General features: G+C 52.2%; 22 protein-coding genes and 1 pseudogene. 13 read left to right on the top strand and 10 right to left on the bottom strand.

Annotation, left to right across the window (positions count from 1 at the left end; genetic code table 11):
* Positions 1 to 5 precede the first annotated feature (5 nt).
* A complete protein-coding gene (locus BJQ97_RS02585) occupies positions 6 to 794 on the bottom strand; it encodes a YfkD famly protein (RefSeq protein WP_160155395.1) in 789 nt (262 codons plus the stop codon).
* A 151-nt stretch (positions 795 to 945) separates the two neighbouring features.
* Positions 946 to 1998: a calcium/proton exchanger gene (gene cax, locus BJQ97_RS02580; RefSeq protein WP_033024702.1), complete on the bottom strand. Its 1053-nt coding sequence runs from the start codon at positions 1996 to 1998 to the stop codon at positions 946 to 948.
* 146 nt (positions 1999 to 2144) lie between these two features.
* Here cax and BJQ97_RS02575 point away from each other — a divergent pair, with 146 nt between their 5' ends.
* Positions 2145 to 3278, top strand: a complete 1134-nt coding sequence (locus BJQ97_RS02575) for an MFS transporter (RefSeq protein WP_160155394.1) — start codon at positions 2145 to 2147, stop codon at positions 3276 to 3278.
* Between the two features lie 117 nt (positions 3279 to 3395).
* Positions 3396 to 3542: a BH0509 family protein gene (locus BJQ97_RS02570; protein WP_011229925.1), complete on the top strand. Its 147-nt coding sequence runs from the start codon at positions 3396 to 3398 to the stop codon at positions 3540 to 3542.
* Between the two features lie 227 nt (positions 3543 to 3769).
* On the opposite strand, the gene BJQ97_RS02565 is transcribed toward BJQ97_RS02570, so the two are convergent.
* The gene (locus tag BJQ97_RS02565) at positions 3770 to 4603 is read right to left on the bottom strand and encodes a YihY/virulence factor BrkB family protein (protein ID WP_160155393.1); all 834 of its coding nucleotides are present in this window, start codon (positions 4601 to 4603) and stop codon (positions 3770 to 3772) included.
* A 51-nt stretch (positions 4604 to 4654) separates the two neighbouring features.
* Positions 4655 to 5143 carry a low molecular weight protein-tyrosine-phosphatase gene (locus tag BJQ97_RS02560; RefSeq protein WP_160155392.1) on the bottom strand — a complete coding sequence of 163 codons (489 nt, stop codon included), beginning with the start codon at positions 5141 to 5143 and terminating at the stop codon, positions 4655 to 4657.
* 398 nt (positions 5144 to 5541) lie between these two features.
* Here BJQ97_RS02560 and BJQ97_RS02555 point away from each other — a divergent pair, with 398 nt between their 5' ends.
* From BJQ97_RS02555 to BJQ97_RS02525, 7 genes are all read left to right on the top strand, one after another.
* Positions 5542 to 5766: a DUF1128 domain-containing protein gene (locus BJQ97_RS02555; protein ID WP_011229922.1), complete on the top strand. Its 225-nt coding sequence runs from the start codon at positions 5542 to 5544 to the stop codon at positions 5764 to 5766.
* 354 nt (positions 5767 to 6120) lie between these two features.
* Positions 6121 to 6828, top strand: a complete 708-nt coding sequence (locus BJQ97_RS02550; protein ID WP_160155391.1) for a phosphoadenylyl-sulfate reductase — start codon at positions 6121 to 6123, stop codon at positions 6826 to 6828.
* A gap of 139 nt (positions 6829 to 6967) precedes the next feature.
* Complete coding sequence (sat, locus tag BJQ97_RS02545) at positions 6968 to 8128, top strand: sulfate adenylyltransferase (protein ID WP_160155390.1); 1161 nt, start codon at positions 6968 to 6970, stop codon at positions 8126 to 8128.
* Positions 8129 to 8140: 12 nt separating this feature from the next.
* Positions 8141 to 8752 carry an adenylyl-sulfate kinase gene (cysC, locus tag BJQ97_RS02540; protein ID WP_160155389.1) on the top strand — a complete coding sequence of 204 codons (612 nt, stop codon included), beginning with the start codon at positions 8141 to 8143 and terminating at the stop codon, positions 8750 to 8752.
* A 148-nt stretch (positions 8753 to 8900) separates the two neighbouring features.
* Positions 8901 to 9677 carry a uroporphyrinogen-III C-methyltransferase gene (cobA, locus tag BJQ97_RS02535; RefSeq protein ID WP_160155388.1) on the top strand — a complete coding sequence of 259 codons (777 nt, stop codon included), beginning with the start codon at positions 8901 to 8903 and terminating at the stop codon, positions 9675 to 9677.
* A 10-nt stretch (positions 9678 to 9687) separates the two neighbouring features.
* Entirely contained in the window at positions 9688 to 10434 is a 747-nt protein-coding gene (locus tag BJQ97_RS02530) for a sirohydrochlorin chelatase (protein WP_160155387.1), read from the top strand.
* Positions 10435 to 10522: 88 nt separating this feature from the next.
* Positions 10523 to 10807 (top strand): acylphosphatase, encoded by a 285-nt coding sequence (locus BJQ97_RS02525; RefSeq protein ID WP_160155386.1) that lies wholly within the window; start codon positions 10523 to 10525, stop codon positions 10805 to 10807.
* A 166-nt stretch (positions 10808 to 10973) separates the two neighbouring features.
* Here BJQ97_RS02525 and BJQ97_RS02520 read toward each other — a convergent pair whose 3' ends face one another.
* Positions 10974 to 11741 (bottom strand): arginase family protein, encoded by a 768-nt coding sequence (locus BJQ97_RS02520; protein ID WP_160155385.1) that lies wholly within the window; start codon positions 11739 to 11741, stop codon positions 10974 to 10976.
* A gap of 165 nt (positions 11742 to 11906) precedes the next feature.
* Between BJQ97_RS02520 and BJQ97_RS02515 the strand changes: the two genes are divergently transcribed.
* Together BJQ97_RS02515 and bshB2 are read left to right on the top strand one after the other, a co-directional pair.
* Positions 11907 to 12254, top strand: a complete 348-nt coding sequence (locus tag BJQ97_RS02515; protein WP_011229912.1) for a YojF family protein — start codon at positions 11907 to 11909, stop codon at positions 12252 to 12254.
* A gap of 13 nt (positions 12255 to 12267) precedes the next feature.
* The gene (gene bshB2, locus BJQ97_RS02510) at positions 12268 to 12921 is read left to right on the top strand and encodes a bacillithiol biosynthesis deacetylase BshB2 (protein ID WP_160155384.1); all 654 of its coding nucleotides are present in this window, start codon (positions 12268 to 12270) and stop codon (positions 12919 to 12921) included.
* A gap of 116 nt (positions 12922 to 13037) precedes the next feature.
* On the opposite strand, the pseudogene BJQ97_RS02505 reads toward bshB2, so the two are convergent.
* The 5 genes and pseudogenes from BJQ97_RS02505 to BJQ97_RS02485 form a co-directional block, all read right to left on the bottom strand.
* Positions 13038 to 13205, bottom strand: a pseudogene (locus BJQ97_RS02505) (PhzF family phenazine biosynthesis protein); the annotation flags it as partial.
* Positions 13202 to 13840, bottom strand: a complete 639-nt coding sequence (locus BJQ97_RS02500) for a precorrin-2 dehydrogenase/sirohydrochlorin ferrochelatase family protein (RefSeq protein ID WP_160155383.1) — start codon at positions 13838 to 13840, stop codon at positions 13202 to 13204. The gene BJQ97_RS02500 and the pseudogene BJQ97_RS02505, both read right to left, overlap by 4 nt.
* A 226-nt stretch (positions 13841 to 14066) precedes the next feature.
* A complete protein-coding gene (locus BJQ97_RS02495) occupies positions 14067 to 14630 on the bottom strand; it encodes a hypothetical protein (protein WP_160157517.1) in 564 nt (187 codons plus the stop codon).
* A 197-nt stretch (positions 14631 to 14827) separates the two neighbouring features.
* Positions 14828 to 15199: a DnaJ family domain-containing protein gene (locus BJQ97_RS02490; protein WP_044732352.1), complete on the bottom strand. Its 372-nt coding sequence runs from the start codon at positions 15197 to 15199 to the stop codon at positions 14828 to 14830.
* A 1-nt stretch (position 15200) separates the two neighbouring features.
* The gene (locus BJQ97_RS02485) at positions 15201 to 17657 is read right to left on the bottom strand and encodes a putative bifunctional diguanylate cyclase/phosphodiesterase (protein WP_160155382.1); all 2457 of its coding nucleotides are present in this window, start codon (positions 17655 to 17657) and stop codon (positions 15201 to 15203) included.
* 345 nt (positions 17658 to 18002) lie between these two features.
* Here BJQ97_RS02485 and BJQ97_RS02480 point away from each other — a divergent pair, with 345 nt between their 5' ends.
* Together BJQ97_RS02480 and mreBH are read left to right on the top strand one after the other, a co-directional pair.
* Positions 18003 to 18455: a C40 family peptidase gene (locus BJQ97_RS02480; protein WP_160155381.1), complete on the top strand. Its 453-nt coding sequence runs from the start codon at positions 18003 to 18005 to the stop codon at positions 18453 to 18455.
* Between the two features lie 331 nt (positions 18456 to 18786).
* Positions 18787 to 19794: a rod-share determining protein MreBH gene (gene mreBH / locus BJQ97_RS02475; RefSeq protein WP_160155380.1), complete on the top strand. Its 1008-nt coding sequence runs from the start codon at positions 18787 to 18789 to the stop codon at positions 19792 to 19794.
* Positions 19795 to 19820 lie beyond the last annotated feature (26 nt).

The raw sequence follows: 19820 nt of genomic DNA, 5'->3' as shown, positions 1-19820 counted from the left end.
ACGTTTTATCTTGGCTGTTCACTCACCACATACGACATGTACAGGCGATCCTGCACTGGAATCCACGCCCCAACCCCTCTTGTCGTCACGTTTTTGACGACAATTTTCTTTTTGTTTCCTTTCAGGACAACGTACACTTCGCCGTACGTCACCTTCCCTTTTTCATTCACAGCCGGAGCGTACGCGTACAAATAACCTATTTTTTTCGCCGGCACGTTGTACGGTTGGTCTTTTTTCGTGCCAAGGCCGACAACCGTGCTGAAAGAGAGCGGAAAGTTCGTCTTTTCCATCGCTTTGTTTAACATCATCCGCTTAACCGCGTCTTCATTCGGCACTTTCACCGTCAACCCGCCGCGGACGTATTTTTGCATTTCTTGTTTATAGTACAACTTTTGCGCCGTATCGCCGCCGCGGTTATCAAGGAAATTCGTGTTGACCTTTTGATATTCCCAGTTCGTCGACGTTTCGATCGACTGGTAACTGAGCGGCCATTGGCCTAAATAAATCGTCGCTCGATAGCCAACGGCCCATGGCGTGTCGGTCGCTGAAGATTCATTAAAGAGATGGATCAATTCGGGATTCTCAATTTTCACATTCGCCGATCTTAACAGCTGTTTTGTAAACGAGCTCGGTTCCAAATGCGGCAAATCTTGCGTCGGGTTCGGATACGTATTTTCTTTCGATATATCAATCACCGCACCGGGCGCCGGTTTGCCGGCAGCCGCCAGCGCCGAAAACGCCGCCGCATAAAGAAGAAGCACGCTAACGAACAGCGAAACAGCCCACTTTTTCATCGTCTTCACTCCTTTCTTCCCACGTTATTCACTGTTAGTTTCTTTCAAAATGCGCCGTTTATCCGCGGCGGCGAAAATTTTCCCCGTTTGACGCCCCACTTCCCGCACCCGCAAAAAAACACCCGGACGGCGAACGCCCGGATGCCATCACTTACAGCAAGTAAAAACCGATGCCCATGATCGTATAAGCAGCGAGCAATGTTGCTCCTTCAAACCAGTTCGTATCACCATCATTTGACAGCACGATCATCAAAAGGACGGAAGCAGCCATCGCCACCAGCTCAGGAAGTGAAAAGACAAGCGGCATTTTTTCCGGAAACAAAAGTGAAACGAGCACAAGCACCGGCGCAACGAACATGGCGATTTGCAATGTCGAGCCGACGGCAATTTCCACCGCGACATTCATTTTGTTTTTGTACGCCATAATAACCGCGGAAGCGTGCTCGGCCGCATTGCCGACGATGGCCACGATGATGATCCCAATAAACAGCTCGCTCCAGCCGAATGACTCGGCGACTGTTTCAAACGTGTGAACGAGCCGTTCCGATAAATAGGCGACCGCAACCGTCGCCAGCGCCAAAATGGCGGTCGCTTTCCCTTTGCCCCATTCCGGTTCTTCATCTTCTTCCACTTCTTCTGATTTATGCTGATATACGCCGCGATGGGTGACAAGCCGGAAATAAAGGGCAGCGGCGTAAAGCAAGATCATGATGATCGAAATGCCAACGCTCAACGCGACTTGTTCGCTGTGATTCATATGCATGGTAAACACTTCTGGAATGACAAAAGCGATGAAGATGGCAAAAGTCAGCAGCCCGGCATTATGACGTGCATCATAAATGTTGAATTCTTGTCGCTTATACTTTAAACCGCCGACAAAAAACGATAGCCCAGCCACCAAAAGCAAATTCCCGAGCACCGAACCGGTTAAGGAAGCGAGCACGACGTCAACGAGTCCGGCCTGCAAGGCAAAAATGGAAATGATCAGCTCGACCGCGTTGCCAAACGTCGCATTCAACAGCCCGCCAATGCGCGGTCCGGCGACGATCGCCAAGCTTTCCGTCGCTCGCCCCATATAGCTGGCGAGCGCAATAATCGTCAAACAGTACAGCACAAACATTAAGACGGTCGGCCAGTGAAGAAACCCACCGATGACTGACACCGGCACGCCGATCCATGTCATCCAAGCAAACACCTTGTTCATTTCTCTTCCACCTTTCCTTTTGATTGTTTTCGTTGCATTGGCCGCTGTTTCTATGTACGATGGATAAGGGCATTCATTCGCCTTGGGAAACATCCGGCCTCGCTTGTTTGATCGGCCGGCGATTTCAACTGAAATGGGGATGCACGATGCGTTTTGCCATCTTAACCGGGATTGTCGCCGTCTCTGGTCTGTCGCAAGGGATGTTGTTTCCGCTTTTGGCGATGCTTCTTGATGAAAACGGCGTCTCTTCGTCCGTTAACGGGGCGCACGCCGCCGCCCTGTATATCGGTGTCTTGGCCATTTCGCCCTTTTTGGAACGGCCGCTGAGACGCTATGGCTATCGGCTCCTTGTTTTCCTTGGTGGTTTCATTGTAATATGTTCGCTTATTCTTTTTCCACTTTTTCCTTCTCTTTTCTTTTGGCTTGTTCTTCGCTTTGCCATCGGCATCGGCGATCATATGCTTCACTTTGCGACACAAACGTGGATTACGGACTTTTCGCCGCCGGCGGAGCGCGGACGGCGATTGTCGCTGTATGGGTGGGCGTTCGGCCTCGGCTTCACCATCGGCCCGCTGTTGGCTTCACTCGCTTCGGTCGAAGAGGCGCTGCCGTTTTATTTAGCTGCTCTCCTTAGCTTCGTCGGTTGGATCACTGTCTTTTGGCTGCCGAACGAAAAACCAAAGCCGCTTGAACGTTCTTCATCGACGGCCGGTCGGTTTATCGGCGCCTGGAGACAGGCATGGCCGGCGCTCCTGCTGCCATTCGCCTACGGCTTTTTGGAAGCGGCCGTTCATTCCATCTTCCCGCTGTACGCCTTGCGTGAGCGGATGAGCGCTGAGCAGATCGCCTTCATCTTGCCATGCTTCTCGCTTGGGGGCATCATCTTTCAGCTTCCGCTTGGAGCGCTCAGCGACCGGTTCGGACGGCGCCGTGTCATCACCGGCGCACTCTTGGCCGGCGCCGGTTGTTTTTTGATTGCCCTCACTATCGGTGCGTCCACGGTTGGGTTGGCTGCCTGTTTGTTCACCGCTGGCATGTTTACCGGCTCGCTCTTCTCGCTCGGCATCGCTTATATGACCGACCTATTGCCGAAAGCGCTGCTTCCGGCCGGCAATTTGTTGTGCGGGATGCTGTATAGCCTCGGCAGCATAACAGGCCCTCCGCTTGCCGGCAGCGTGGTTGATCTCTCTGCTCGCGCCTTTTTTCTCGCGGTTAGCGTTGTCCTCCTCGTCCCGGCCATTTGCCTCGCCAGCCGCCGGGAACAGGAAACAGCGGCTTGACCGTTTTTTATTTTTTATTTTTTTCAAAAAAATCGTTGACCATTTCGTTCCTACTGTTATATAATAAAACCAAGATATCAAGTTTCTGTTTTAAAACAGTATAAAGGAGTGGCGATCATGAGCAGAACGGAACGGAAAAATATGATTGAGTTTATCGAAAAAGTGCGAGGATTGTCGCGAGAAGAGCTCGCCTACATGACTGACGCCGAAATCGAGTACATTTACGAGCGTTATTACCATCATCACGAAGAAATCGTCGAGTAACACGCCGCTGGCCGACCGCCCCAGCGAAAAAGGTGCCCCTCATGGGACACCTTTTTCTAATGGTAACCGTTTTGACCGTTGGCGCTACCGCTCGTTTTATGCTTCGGCCGGTTTTTTCCTTTTTGTTTTGTACTCCCGTCTTTTTTCGTATGTTTCGCCATCGTGATTCCTCCTGCATCAAAGTCCCCCACCGTTACGTTCTCCCATCATTGAGCCATTTATGCACGTTAACGAAGCCGCTTTCTCCCTTCACGCTCACAGTCAAAAATCGCGTTCATTTCCCCGCCTAAAACAAGAATCATGCCCGATAAATAAAACCAGACCATCAAAACGATCATCCCGCCAAGGCTCCCGTACATGGCCGTATAGTCGGCAAAATGGTTGACATAATAAGAAAACGCCCATGACGTCGCAATCCAGCCGGCCGTGGCGAACAAAGCGCCGCGTACGACAGTAACGCAGCGCAGCCGTTTGTTCGGAGCAAAATAGTAAAGAGCCGTAAAGACGACGAACAAGACGAGTACGCTCAGCAACCAACGAAACGTGGTCCAGATCGTCAAAAAAGGCTTCGACAACCCAAGGACGGAAAACAAAAATAGACCGATCATCCGTCCGAATACGGGCAAGACAAGCATGACAACGATCACCGCGATCATACCGAGCGTCAACACAATCGACAGACCGCGCACCACCCAAAACGGCCGGTCTTCTTGCACATCATAAGCGCGGTTGAATGCCCTCATAATCGCACTCATGCCATTAGACGCTGACCAAATAGCTGCGATGATGCTAAACGACAACAATCCTCCGTTTTGCTCATCGATGAGCCGTTGAACATTCGTCTCAATGAGATGAAGCGCCTCTTTCGGGGCGTATTGCCGCACGAGCGCGAGCACATCCTCATGCGGAATCGGCAAATACGCCAATAGCGTCATTAAAAACAGCAAAAACGGAAAGAGCGACAGAAGAAAGTAATACGCCAATTCCGCCGACAAGCGCGGGATTTCATCTTCCGTAAAACGGCGGGCCAACTCACGGATGAACGCCAAATTTACGACCATCGGCCGCCCTCCTTCCCCATTTTTCCCTAGACGGGTGCACCGCCCTCAAAGTCATTTTGTTTTCTCCACACCAAGTCGATGGTCGCGGATGATCCTCTCAAGCAAATGCTCGCACCCTGAGCGGACAAGGCGATACACTTCGGCAAAATTCCCGGTATAATACGGATCAGGCACATCGTCTTTTTCCCGGTCGGGAACAAAGTCAAGCAACCGGGCGAGCACCGCTTTCGAACGGGAGCCAGCCAATCGGCGCAAATCGTTCAAGTTGGCTGCGTCCATGGCGATGATGTAATCAAATTCTTCCAAGTCACGGTGGTTCACTTGCCGGGCGCGGATGCCGGAGTAGTCGATGTTATTTTCAGTCAAAACCCTTCTTGTCCCCACATGCGGCGGCTCACCGACATGCCAGCTGCCTGTTCCCGCCGAATCAACGGCAATCAGACCGTCAAGCCCCCGCTCTTTCACCAAATGACGGAAGACCGCTTCCGCCATCGGCGAGCGACAAATGTTTCCAAGACAAACAAACAGCACTTTAATCATCCAAACAGCCACCCCTTTCTTTTGAGATTCCACATAACGTTTGATGGTTTCGCTTGATGCATTTCCCGCTGTACTCATGACTATATCAGTTCGATGAATGAACTACAACGCGCTTCATCCCACCTCTAAAGGAGTGGGTTTTCACGCTCGATTTCTGTAACAAAAAACAACTCCAACGGGAGAGCTTGTGCGAATGGGCCACAACGCTTACGCGCGTTCACGACAACCATTTTGAAAAAAACACGGTGTTTCACCTTTTAGACTGGCACTATACATGTCCACCTACATTTTACCACATCATCCGTTTTTCATCAGAAAAGCAAGCCATGCAATCTCTCCCCATTCTTTCTGCACCTATGGTACAATACATAGTAACTTGCCATGAAAGGGGTAAACGAATGGATTTATCAAAACGGTCGGCGGAAAACGTCGCCTACATGATCGAACAGTTGAAGCAAAAGTTGAAAGTGCTGAACTTGGATGCCATTAAGCCGTCCCATTTTTCCGAGGAATGGTACGATGAATTGAGAGACATTTACGAGATGGTGATGAAACGCGAGACGTTCAGCCCAAGCGAAATGCAGGCGATTGTCGAAGAGCTCGGAAGCCTGCGCAAAAAATAACGCTCCCATCTGCTGCTAGGCAAGCCATGCAGCTGTTCCGTATAAAAACAATTCCTATCGAAAAACTATGATTGACATTATCGTCAATTGTGCTAAAATTTTAATCAATTAAATGACCATGCGTTGCATACGTAGCTCGGGAGTAAGGGAGAAATTGGCTTAATGAACTCCGGCAACCTGCGCCTATAGCAAAATGCCAATTCCAGCTACACTAGATCTTTAGCAAAATAAAGGGCGCCCTTTCTCCCGCTCTTTCTGATTCATGCAAGGAAAGATTTTTGCCGTTGCCGTTTGGCCGCTATATATCCGACTAATTACATGAATTTTCTTTGAATTTGTGAGGAGGAGAAATCGATGCTCACCTATGATAAGTGGGAAACGGCGGAAAAACCGTCTTTTCCGTTCGATAATGAAACAAAAGGGGCCCTTGACGTCCTCGCCTGGGCGTATCGCGAATACGGCGATGAGATCGTATACGCGTGCAGCTTCGGCATCGAGGGGATTGTGCTTATTGATCTCATCTTCCAAGTCAAACCGGACGCCGAAATCGTCTTTTTGGATACCGGCCTGCATTTTCCAGAGACGTACGATACGATCGCAAAAGTGAAAGAAAAATATCCGTCGCTTCGCATCGTGATGAAGCAGCCGCGTTTGACATTGGAAGAACAGAAGGCGCAGTTTGGCGACAAGTTATGGAAACGTGACCCGAACAAATGCTGTGAGCTGCGCAAAGTCATTCCGCTGCGCGAGGTGCTGACCGGCGTGACGGCGTGGATTTCCGGCTTGCGCCGCGAACAATCGCCAACGCGGCGGCATGTCGAGTACATTAACAAAGACGACAAATTCCGTTCTATTAAAGTTTGTCCGCTCATTCACTGGACGTGGAAAGACGTATGGAATTACGTGTATAAACACCATCTCCCGTACAATGTGCTCCACGACCGCGGCTACCCGAGCATCGGTTGCGCTCCTTGCACCGCTCCGGCTACAGATCCGAACGACTTGCGCTCCGGGCGCTGGGCCGGCCAAGGAAAGACGGAATGCGGTCTCCATCTCGCTTAAAGGAGAGAAAAACGATATGCTCCTTGCCATTGCTTTGATTGCATCCTTTTTCTTCTCGACAGTCGAAAAATGGATAAGCGACTTTTCCATCAAGGATGCATCTATATAACAGCATCTATCAATCTAGGAGGTTATGAACATGAGTTTAAGCATCCCGCATGGCGGCACATTGATCAATCGTTGGAATCCAGACTATCCGCTTGATGAGGCGACCAAAACGATCGAGCTCTCCAAAGCTGAACTGAGCGACTTGGAGCTGATCGGAACGGGCGCCTACAGCCCCCTCACTGGTTTTTTAACGAAAACGGATTACGACGCGGTTGTGGAAACAATGCGTCTTTCTGACGGCACCGTCTGGAGCATTCCGATCACGCTCGCGGTAACAGAAGAAAAAGCGAAAGAGCTCGCCGTCGGCGATAAGGCAAAACTCGTTTATCATGGCGACGTCTACGGCGTCATTGAGATTGCTGACATTTACCGCCCAGACAAAACGAAAGAAGCGAAGCTCGTTTATAAAACGGATGAACTTGCTCACCCAGGCGTGCGCAAACTGTTTGAAAAGCCGGATGTGTATGTCGGCGGGGAGATTACGCTTGTCAAACGGACCGACAAAGGCCAATTCGCCGCGTTTTATTTTGATCCAGTGGAAACGCGGAAAAAGTTTGTTGAGTTTGGCTGGAACACCGTTGTCGGCTTCCAAACGCGCAATCCGGTTCACCGCGCCCATGAATACATTCAAAAATGCGCGCTCGAGATCGTTGATGGCTTGTTTTTAAACCCACTCGTCGGCGAAACGAAAGCGGACGATATTCCGGCTGACATCCGGATGGAAAGCTATCAAGTGCTGCTGGAAAACTATTACCCGAAAGACCGCGTTTTCCTCGGCGTCTTCCAAGCTGCGATGCGCTATGCCGGTCCGCGTGAAGCCATTTTTCACGCGATGGTGCGCAAAAACTTCGGCTGCACGCATTTCATCGTCGGCCGCGACCACGCTGGTGTCGGCAATTATTACGGTACGTATGATGCACAAAAAATCTTCTTGAACTTTACGGCTGAGGAGCTTGGCATTACGCCGCTCTTTTTCGAACATAGCTTTTACTGCACGAAATGCGAGGGGATGGCATCGACAAAAACGTGTCCGCATGACGCGAAATACCATGTCGTCCTTTCCGGCACGAAAGTTCGTGAAATGCTGCGCAACGGCCAAGTGCCGCCGAGCACGTTCAGCCGTCCGGAAGTGGCCGCCGTCTTGATCAAAGGGCTGCAACAACGCGAAACGGTCGCCCCGTCAGCGCGCTAAAGGAGGATCGCGATGAGCACGAACATCGTTTGGCATCACACATCGGTCACAAAAGAAGATCGTCGCAAGCGCAACGGCCATCATAGCGCCATCCTTTGGTTCACCGGGCTGTCCGGCTCCGGCAAATCGACGGTGGCCAACGCCGTCTCCAGACGACTGTTTGAGCTCGGCATTCAGAATTATGTCTTAGACGGCGACAACATCCGGCACGGGCTCAATAAAGATCTCGGCTTTTCCGCCGCCGACCGGACGGAAAACATCCGCCGCATCGGTGAAGTGGCAAAGCTGTTTGTCGACAGCGGCCATTTTGTGCTGACGGCGTTCATCTCGCCGTTTGCCGAAGACCGGGCGCTCGTCCGCCGCTTAGTCGAAGAAGACGAATTTATCGAAATTTACGTCAACTGCCCGCTTGAAGAATGTGAAAAGCGCGATCCGAAAGGGCTGTATCAAAAAGCTCGCCGCGGGGAAATCCGTGAATTTACGGGCATCGACTCGCCGTACGAAGCGCCGGAAGCACCGGAGCTGACGATCGAAACACACCGTTATTCGGTTGACGAATGTACCGAGCAAGTGCTCGCCTACCTGCGCGAGCGAGGAATGATCCCGGCCGCGAAAACAGACTGATTCCCCCGTCCTCTGCCAAAAAAGAGCGGGAGGTCATTTGACAAGGCCGTTTTCATCCCAAGGCAGACCATTTACAATAAAAGCAACCGAGCATCCATGCCGCTTTCCGGCGGCTGGCTGAATCATGCACGAAGGGGCTGAAACAACGATGGGCAAAGTATATCTTGTCGGCGCCGGCCCCGGCGACCCGGAACTCATTACCGTCAAAGGATTAAAATGCATCCAGCAGGCGGATGTCATTTTGTACGACCGCCTCATCAATGAAGAGTTGCTTTCGTATGCCAAACCGGACGCCGAGCTCATCTTTTGCGGCAAGCTGCCCGGCTACCATGCGATGCAGCAAGAGACGATCAACTATGCGCTCGTCTGGCACGCCAAAAAAGGAAAAACAGTCGTTCGCTTAAAGGGCGGCGATCCGTTCGTGTTCGGGCGCGGCGGCGAAGAGGCCGAGGCGCTGGCCAAACATGGGATCGAATTTGAGATCGTTCCCGGCATCACCTCCGCCATCGCGGCGGCGGCTTACGCCGGCATCCCTGTCACCCATCGCGCGTTCAGCTCAAGCGTCGCCTTTGTCACCGGGCATCGGCGCCACGGAAGTCGTGACGAGATCAAATGGGAAAGCCTCGCCAAAGGCATCGATACAATTGCCATTTACATGGGGGTTCATCACTTGCCGTACATTTGCAGCCAGCTGATGAAATACGGCAAAGCGCCGGAGACGCCGACAGCAGTCATCGAATGGGGAACGACAACTGCTCAGCGCACCGTCACCGGCACGCTCGCGACGATCGCCGCAATCGCCGCCAAAGAAAACATCCAAAATCCGAGCATGATCATTATCGGAGACGTCGTCCGGCTGCGCGCCAACATTCAATGGTTTGAGCCGTTGCTTGCGTCATCCGCGGCCGCCGGCGCAACATTGTGAGGCGATGGCGATGGAAGCTGTTTTATACGTCAGCCACGGCAGCCGCATCGACGCCGCGCGCCATGAAGCAGCTCGTTTCGTCGAACAGTGCCGAGGGGCCATCGATATTCCGATTCAAGAGCTATGTTTTGTCGAACTCGCGGAACCAGACATTGCGACCGGTGTTGACCGCTGCGTCGCCCAAGGGGCGGCACGCGTCATCGTCGTTCCGCTTCTCCTTCTTTCTGCAGGCCATGCCAAACACGATATTCCATCAGCATTGGACATCGCGAGACGGCGCCACCCTTCCGTCGACATCCTCTGCGGCGCTCCGTTCGGCGTCCATGAAGCGATGATCGACATCATAATCGACCGCATCAGCGAACAGTCCGCACCGCTTGACGGCGAATCGATGATCCTTCTTGTCGGCCGCGGCAGCAGCGATCCAGACACGAAGCGCGACATGTCCGCCATCGCTGCGCTTTTAAAAGAAAAAACGAACGTGCCGCACGTGGACGTCTGTTTTCTCGCTGCCATCCGCCCGACGCTTGATGAAGGGCTCGAACGGGCCCATGCATCGGCGTATCGGCGTGTGTTTGTCGTCCCGTACTTATTGTTTACCGGCGTCTTAATGAAAACAATCGAACGGAAGTTGCAGAGATTCTCTGTTTCTGACAAGCAGTGGCATTTATGCTCTTACCTAGGCTGTCATCCGCGGCTTGTGCAGCTCATTCACCAACAAGTATTATCGCTATCATCCGTAAAAAAAGGAGCTTGAACGATCAAGCTCCTTTTTTCATGTACTTTCCGCCTCATCTATTATATGATGGAAGCAGAACAACCGTGATGAAGGAGGACTCATCGGCGTGAAAAGAGTTCATGTCATCGTGGAAGGGCGCGTACAGGGCGTCGGGTTTCGATACTTCGTCCAACACGAAGCGCTAAAACAGCAGCTGACCGGTTGGGTGAAAAACAATGATGACGGAACAGTGGAAATGGAAGTTCAGGGGAATGAAAGCGCCCTTCAACTCTTTTTGGACACCATTGAAGCCGGAACGATGTTTGCCAAAGTCGCCCGCATGCATATCGAGCCGCGCGATGTCCGCTCTGATGAAAAACAATTTCGCATTATGTACGGGAGCGGCTTTTGACCACTAGGCTCATCCCCCTCAAGCAGCGCCCTTCCCGTCTTTTTCGGCCATCGAGCCAGCAGAAGCGCCGGCCCGCTTGCCAACATCCGAAGGGACAGCGTCTTCCTTGCTTTTCTGATCGCCAAATCAAAAGAGGTTCCGCCTTTCCGCGCTTCTCGCCGCGCGATTACGCCGGCCGCAAATGCGGCGCCGCATAGTGGAAATATGTCTCCAAGATGGCCATGTTCGCCTGCTCATTTTTTCCCCGCGCTTCGCGACAAAGCGGGTCGAACATGTCGACAGCGGAGGGCGGGTATTCCCCGCATATGTCCACGCCGAGCACTTTTTTATGGAATAAGAGCAACCGCAGGCAGGCGAGCAGCCGGGATAGCGGAATCACTCCTTGATCCCAGTTTGTGACCGCGTCTTCGCGGCGAAGAGCGTCCTTATCAATGCTGATATAGATGCTTCCGGTCGGGATGGCCTCGATGAGCGCTTTTGGCCATTCATCATGATCGTCAAATGGAAGAACCGTAATGTTTGGAGATAAACGAAGATGGTGCGGAGAAACAGATGGACCAACACTAACGACTTTTTGCAGCCACGGATGCTTAAGTGCATAGGAGACCCATGAGCCGCACGAAATGACATCATCCCCTCCTTCCGCATCCGTATGGCGGTCAAAAAGCACAAGCGTAAACGGTTCGTTGATTTCTTTAAGCAATAAATACGTGACATAATGGTAGTTGCCGCTGCCGATCAGCACCGCCCCGCGCTTCCGCCGCCGCTCAAGCCGCCGCTCAATTTCAACGAGCGCCCCTTCGCTGCAATACAAATTCGTCTCCGGCACGTCGGCGAGATCGACCCATTCGTGCGGAAACTGAAACAGCCGCTTTTGCAACCGGTACACGCCGTCAAAATTAAGCATCGTGACACCATTGCCTTGAAACCCCATCGATCATCACCTTTCTTTCGTTGAATCAGCATTCAACGCTTTGTAGGTGCGGATGAGTCCAAGATGTGTCTCTTTTTTTATTATACAATAGAAGTCGAAATATTTCCGCTCACATGCCTTGGTCATGTACAATAATAGAAAAACAAACAGCAAGGAGGGAGCCGCTTGCAACCGATCGACACGGCCGCCGTGCAAGAGGCGCTGAATCGTTTTGCTAATCGTGACGTGTATATTCATTTGGAAACGACGAACGGAGCATACGCCTCCCATCATAACGAAGGATTTTATTCCGTCGGCGCCTACATCCGCAACGCCTGCATCCGCTTCACCCGCGGCAAGATCACCGGCCCCGGGCCATATCGCGTCGGACTGAAGCTTGATCTAGGCTGGGTGTACGCAGAAGGGCTGACCCATTGGGAATGGACAGAAAAAGGACAGTTGCTGCTAGCAGGCCATGATGATCAAGGGAAATTGGCCGTGGCTCTCGAACTAAGCAACGAACCGTTTGTGTAAGGAGGGAGTTCCGTTGAACGAACGACATGTGCTCGTTGTTTTTCCCCACCCGGACGATGAAGCGTTCGGCGTGTCGGGAACGATTGCCGAGCATGCGCAAAACGGCACGCCGGTGACGTACGCTTGCTTGACGCTCGGAGAAATGGGGCGCAATATGGGCATGCCTCCGTTTGCCAACCGCGAAACGCTTCCACATATCCGCAGGAAAGAACTCGAGGAAGCATGCCGCATTCTTGGCATTCATGATTTGCGCCTGCTCGGCTATCGCGACAAGACGGTCGAGTTTGAAGATGAAGAAGAGCTGGCTGACCGGATCGCCGCCATCGTGGCGGAAACGAATCCATCGCTTGTCATGACGTTTTACCCCGGCTACAGCGTCCACCCCGACCATGATGCGTGTGGAGCCGCTGTCATCCGCGCCTTAAAGCGCTGGCCGAAAGAAGAACGGCCAACCGTCCATTGCGTCGCGTTTGCGAAAAACTGCGAACAAGACATTGGCCAGCCGGATGTCGTGCGCGATGTCAGCTCGGTGATCGATACGAAGCTGGCCGCGATTCGCGCTCACCGTTCGCAAACCGAAGGACTGATGCAGGCGGCATCCAAACGCGGCGATGCGCTTGCTTGGCTCAAAACGGAACGGTTTTGGACGTATCGGTGGGATGATTGATCAACCTAACATGCCTTGGGCAAGGTGTCCATCCCGACCTGGACACCTTGTTCCCGCATTAGTCGAACCCCGCTGAGCTGCTTATCAACTTCATTTGTATCGCTAAACGGTTAACATCCCCCCTCGTGTGGAACTAAAAAGGCGGTCTTACACAAATTCATTTCTGCGGCAACACGCTGCATCCACTCATCCCCAACCAGCTGCGGCAACAAGCAGACGGCCGCCGGGTTGCCAGCAAACGGCCGGTCCGTAAACGCATCAACAATGTATATCGGGATGCTCATCGCCCTCTTTCTCCTTCCTTGTTTCGCTCTTTTTCTTTCGCCAACAAACGGGTAAACTCCTCCTCCCAGCGCCCACTTTGCCGGAACGAGTCGGCAGCGAGCGCCTGAAACAGCCGCTTCCGTCCCTCGGCGTCCTCCACTTCGCGCAATACGATGCCGCGGGCCCGCTGCAAAAACTCAAGATACGGCCCGTACTCTTCGCCATACTTCTCCTCAAGCTCACGGCGAATGCGGCGGGCGAGCGCCGGGCTCGCGCCCCCGGTCGACACGGCAATTGTGAGCGCACCGCGGCGGACAACAGCGGGAACGTGAAAATCACACCGCTCTGGATCATCTACGACATTTACGAGTTGACCGGGTGCTGCTTGCGCCACCGCTTCATTCACCTTGCGATCATTCGTCGCGGCAATCACCAAAAAGGCTCCCGCCAAATCGTCTGGGTCAAACCGTTTTTTCTTCCAAACGATCATCCCCCCCGCGGCCAACGCTTGAAGCTCCGGCTCCGCTTCAGGCGCAATCATCACGATCTCCGCCCCTGCCTCTAACAATCCATGAATTTTCCTTGCCGCCACCTTCCCGCCGCCGACAACGACCACCCGGCGGCCACGCAAATGAAGAATGACCGGGTATCCCATTGCCTCTTCCTCCCCGCTACGAAATCACTTTGTGCTAAAATACACGAATTCCCCCGACCAACTTTTTGCGATAGGAACATTTGAACACCGCCGTCCCTTTCCTGTTCGTCCAAGCGGCGAAGGAATCGTGGATCAAACACATGGCCTTCCGCTCGGCGCGACGGGGGCGATGTTGAGAGAAAAAGAAGCCGTGCGTCACACGGCTTTTTTTCATTATATCATCCTATCATCCTTCTTTGACTTCCTGGAGCCATTTTGCCAACCGCTCGTTCTCCTTTTTCATATGATCGAGCCATTGCGGCAACAGTTTGGCCATCTCTTCCTTATCGTTATTCTCCATCGCCTGTCTTGTTTGTTCATGAAGCATATGGAGCCGCTGTTTTTCTTCTTTCGTCATCCAACGTTTCCTTTTATGTAACTGTTTCAGCTCTTGCTTGAACTGTTCTTTCGTGATTTTTTTGTCAGCAAGCTGGTCGATGAGTCGATCAAGCGCCGCTTCACGCTCTTTTTTCATCTTTTGGCACTTTTCTTTGATGGCCTGTTTCACTTTCTCATCGTTCAACTGCTGACGCAACGCTTTCCGCTCGTCGAGCACTTTTTTCCATTCATCTACCTGTTCAGGCGTATAGGTTTGAACCATCTCCATCCACTTTTGCTCATCCAGCCCGTCGTGCTCCCACATATGGCCGACCGGCCAATGAACATCAACGGCTTCATGATGACCAGCAGCCACCCATGACGGTATCGCCAGCACGAGTGAGGCAAAAAAGGCAATCCACACTTTTCCCACCATGTTCACTCCTCTTCTTTTCCTTTCGCCCACGGCCCACCCACGACTAGACAGCTGGGATCCATCATCGCTTTTGCTCTTCTTCGCACCGCCTCCTTTCTAACCATTTACTCCTCCCCTATTTTCCCCATTTTTTGGCCATTTTTGCATAAAAAATGGGAAGATTGGCTTTTCAGCGAATCTCCCCTTCTTGGCATTCAGCGGAATTTTTCCTCAATGCGCCGCCCGTAGTCGCGCAGCGCCTTCGAATTCGTCTGCCCCCGCTTTTTCATCAATTCGGCCAAACGAAGCTGTTTTTCCGTCCGCTTTTTCTCCAGCTCCCGTTGTTCCTCATCATCCTCGCAGCAGCGAAGCAAGTCCTCGAGCGTCAAAAGCTCTTTGCGCAACTCCGCTTCTTCCCTTACATAGCCGGCGTTTTTCAGCAGCAAATACCCGAGCCGCAGCTCCTCTGGAATGCGGGAAAGGTCTTCAATCTCAAGCGGTTTGCCGAAGCCGGGCAAGCTGTCGAACTCGCCGTTTTTCATCGCCTCGCGAATTTTCTCCTCGGCGATGCGCCAAAATCCGTCCATATTACGTCAGCTCCTGCGCCTGCCGCCTCACGCGCTGCTCGTTTAAGAACCGGACGAGCTCGTCATACGGAAGCGGCGGGGAAAAATAATAGCCTTGCGCCTCATCGCACCGTTTTCCTTGCAAATAAGCCGCTTCGGTCTCCGTTTCGACCCCTTCAGCCAGCACCTTTACACCTATATTATGCCCGAGTCGGATGATCGCCGGCAAGATGACATCTTTTTTTCCTTGAATATGCTGAACGAACGAACGGTCGATTTTCAGACGATCGATCGGCAAATCGGTCAAGTAGCTGAGCGAGCTGTAGCCGGTGCCGAAATCGTCCATGCTGATGGTTACACCAAGCGCCTTCAGCTTCGATAAACTATCGAGCGCACGCTCAGTATCCATGGTCATCCGCTCCGTAATTTCCAGATCTAAATGGTGCGGCGGCAGCCCGGCGTCGGTAAGCAGGCGGGCGAGTTTATCCACAAATCGGCGGCTTTCAAATTCATATGGCGATAAGTTGATGGAAACGGACAAGTCAGGAAAACGATCAAGCAGTTGTTTCGTCTGCTCACAAGCCGTGCGGATGACCCATTCATTGATCGGGATGATCATGCCGGTCTGTTCGGCAACCGGGATAAACAATGACGGCGAAACCATCCCCTTTTCCGGATGGCGCCAGCGAATCAACGCCTCCATGCCGATCACTTGTCGGTCGTGAAGCCGAATTTGCGGCTGATAGTACAATTCAAATTCCTTATTTTCAAGCGCACGCCGCAAATCGCGTTCCATCGCCATCTTTTCATTGAGACGAATCGCCATCGGCTCTGTGAAAAAGAGAAAATCGCTCGCCGCTTTTTTTCGCACCTCGTAGCGAGCAATATCCGCCTTGCGAATCAACGTTTTGGCATCCTCCCCGTCTTTTGGGTAGACGCTGATGCCGATGTTCACGGTCACATACAATTCCATCCCATTGACGACAATCGGTTCGTCCACCGCCTCAATGAGCTGTTTCGCCATTTCTTCAGCCTTTTGATGTGTGCTGTTTGGCACCAATGCGATGAACTCATTCCCGCTCCAGCGCCCAACGGTCATTCCTTGCTTTTCTTTCCATTCTTGCGCCAAATGGAGGAGCACTTCGTCCCCGACGGCGTAGCCATAAAAATCGTTGATTGTTTTCATCCCGCTCACTTCTAAAAATATGACCGCCGCTTCATGACGATGCTGTTTCGCCTCAGCAAGGCAATGCTCCACCGCTTTATACATCGCCTCCTTGTTCGGCAGCCCAGTCAGTTCGTCATGATTGGCGATATAACGCATCCGTTCTTCGTTTTGTTTTTGTTCCGTCAAATCTCGAACGGCGGCCACCGTTACTTTTTCCCCCTCATAATCGTAGCGGCGCCGGACAATTTCCGCTGGAAATGCGGTGCCGTCTTTTCGGCGCAGCTCGATTTCAAAGCGCTCCGGCTCCTCGTGCGGACGATTCAGTTTCATGGATCCATCAACGACTAACTCCCCGATCGGCAAATGAATCAGCTCGCTTTCTGAATAGCCGAGCAAACGGCACACCGCTTCATTGACCTCAACGACTTTCCCATGCGCATAGACGATCAGCCCTTCCATCGTCATTTCCGCCAGCCGCCGCAACCGATGCTCGTTGGATGCGAGCGTTTTTTTATAGACAGCCAACGCCTTCCGTTCCATTTGTTGATGCAAAGCGAGCAAATAGGCAACCGCTGACGCCAAAAACATGGCCATCATCGTCCACATCGCCTGTTTCCGCCCTCGCTGCAAATGTTGCTCATACGTTTTGGCATCAAAATCGATGCCAACAACCGCATCCACTGTCCCGTCCAGTTGACGAATCGGCATAAACGCGCTGATGCTTCTCCCCCATTCATCCGTTGTCGGATGCTGTTCCATCGCAAACCGGCCGTGGAACGCCTCTTCGATCTCTGGAAAATGGCGGCGGTATACCGTCCCAGGTGGAACTGCTTGTTCCTTTTCCCCGTCGATGCGGCCGTTCCGATTGTAGTCCGTCGCTGGCGCTGCAACGAAATATAGCTCACCGCGCTCATTCTTTTTTAACGTATACACGCTCAGCACGCGGCCATAATGTTGCCAACGCTCCAGCATCGCCATCACCATGTGATACGCAGGCAGATGTCCCGCCCTTTCGTCGAGCCGCTCGTGCCCCATGGCGGCCAAATCGCCGACGATCATGCCCGCGATTTGCTTTGCGGCTTCCTCATATTCTCGATGCGCTTGTTTTTCAGCATAATGGATATAGATCATCCCTGCCCCTAAAAAAAGCAGGGAAACGGTGGCAAACAAAACTGTCAGTCTCGGCGCCGCCAGCCATGGGATGCCTCCCCAATGCCGTTTTGCCATCCAATGGCCGTATACATAGACACCGCCGACCGTCAAAAAAAAGCCAAAAATATACAAGATATATTCAAGTTGATTCGACATCATCCACCACCATCATCGATTCTTCGACGCTTTGTTTTCATTATAAGCCGACCGTTCTTCGCGCTGCCTTCCTCCACCGTTCCTATTTGTTCGACAGCTTACGACATTCATCTGTCGGTCATAGGACTCGGGTATGGGACACGGCTTTTACGCTTACGGCCATAAAGCTAGGGCGACCGAAACGAAACTATCTATCTATTGGTATAAGCCTTTAGGACGAAGTGCTACATTTGTAACGGAGCTGTAACATTATTTAATCGAACTGTAAAAAACAAGTCTAGTTACCTCTGCTATACTCTAAGTTGTGAGACGTCGAATCGGAAAAGATTTTGTCGGGGGTTAGGGGAAATGAAAAAATGGTGTTCTCTCCTGTTCGTATCCATGATCATTCTATTTTCCTCTTTCTTTGTAAGCACTTCCAATTCAGATGCAGCCGCCAACAAAGCGCGACTCATCATCGAAGCGAAAAAGCTGGTCGGCACTCCTTACCGATATGGCGGCACGACGCCAAAAGGATTTGACTGCTCAGGATTTGTCTACTATGCTCATAAAAAAGTTGGCGTCACCTTGCCTCGCACCTCGCGAGAAATGTACAAAAGAGGTACATACGTACATAAGTCCGAATTACAGCCGGGGGATTTAGTGTTTTTTGACACTTCCAAGAGCACAAAAGGCGTCTCCCATGTTGCGATTTACATTGGCAACAACCAAGTCATCCATGCGGTGTCCCGCGGCGTGAAGATCGACAACTTAAACAGCAGCTACTGGAAAACGAAATATGTCGGGGCCAAGCGTCTGTAATGGCTCATCAAGAAAGCTCTCTGTCATATTAAGTCCGCTTAATAGACAGGGGGTTTTTATTATGCAAAAAAAGCGGCCCTCCGCAACCGGAGAGCCCAATGCTATATTTCATAGGGGATCGGGGGAATACTTGGAAAACGTTACGTTATTATTCATTTCCTCCCTTTTCGTTTTTTATACATGAAAACAAAAATTTTTTATGGTCATCGGCAAACAACAGCCGCTCTCTCTCGTTTCGACAATGCGGACATAAAACCACCACCCTTGTCGAATGTTATAGATGATGATTGGTTGTCCGTTCATCGATTTTTGACAAAGGCAGGTGTTTCCGTTGTTCGCTTCCTCACAGCTGGGCGTCGATTTAGGGACGATGAATGTCAGGCTGTTTAGCCAGACGAAAGGGCTCCTTTTTGACGAGCCGGCGGCGGTCGCCTATAACCGCCAGGCGGACAAGCTGATGGAGATCGGCCAAAAGGCAAAACAAATGATCGGCAAAACTCCGCCCCATGTTGAAGTGACGTACCCGCTTCGAAACGGTGTGATCGCTGATTTTGACCGCGCCAAGGCGCTGTTGCAGCAAGTCTTCAAACAGTCCGGCAAACAGCTCGGCCTCGCTTTCAAAAAACCAGATGTCGTCATGAGCGTCCCGTTCCACGCCACCTCTGTCGAGCGCCGCTCTTTTTACGAAATCACCAAACACTGTGGAGCGAAGCATATTCATTTTATTGAGGAACCTGTCGCAGCCGCCATCGGCGCGGACTTGCCGGTCGGCGAGCCGGTCGCGAATGTTGTCGTCCATATGGGAGCCGGCAAAACGGAAGCGGCGATCATCTCGTTTGGCGGCGTCGTGGCCTGCCGATCGCTTCGCATCGGCGGCAACCGGCTTGACGAAGATATTAGGCAATACGTCCGCCAGCGCTACAATATGTTAATTGGCGAACAGACAGCTGAGCACGTCAAAATCGAAATCGGCAGCGCTCCGGGAACTGTCGTGGAACAGTCAGTAACGATCCATGGCCGCGATTTTGTCACCGGCTTCCTCAAAGCTGTTTCCTTGAACCCAACTGAAGTGCAAACCGCCATCAAAGAATCGCTTTGGCAAATCGCCGAAGCCATTCGCGCTGTTCTTGAAGAGTGTCCGGCTGAACTGAGTGGTGACATTATCGACCGCGGCATTGTGCTCACTGGAGGCGGTGCCTTGCTGCATGGCATCGAGCAATGGCTGAGCACGGAACTGCATGTGCCGGTGCATGTCGCCCCGAACCCAGCTGAAGCGGTCGCCATCGGCACCGGGAGGGCGCTGCGGGCGATGCCGAAGCGGCTCGATGAGGCTTTATAGCTTTTGTTTCCAACTTCTTGGATCAA

Source organism: Geobacillus sp. TFV-3, assembly GCF_009901865.1.
In the GTDB taxonomy this organism is placed as follows: domain Bacteria; phylum Bacillota; class Bacilli; order Bacillales; family Anoxybacillaceae; genus Geobacillus; species Geobacillus thermoleovorans_A.
This window is presented reverse-complemented; position numbering and strand designations above follow the sequence as displayed.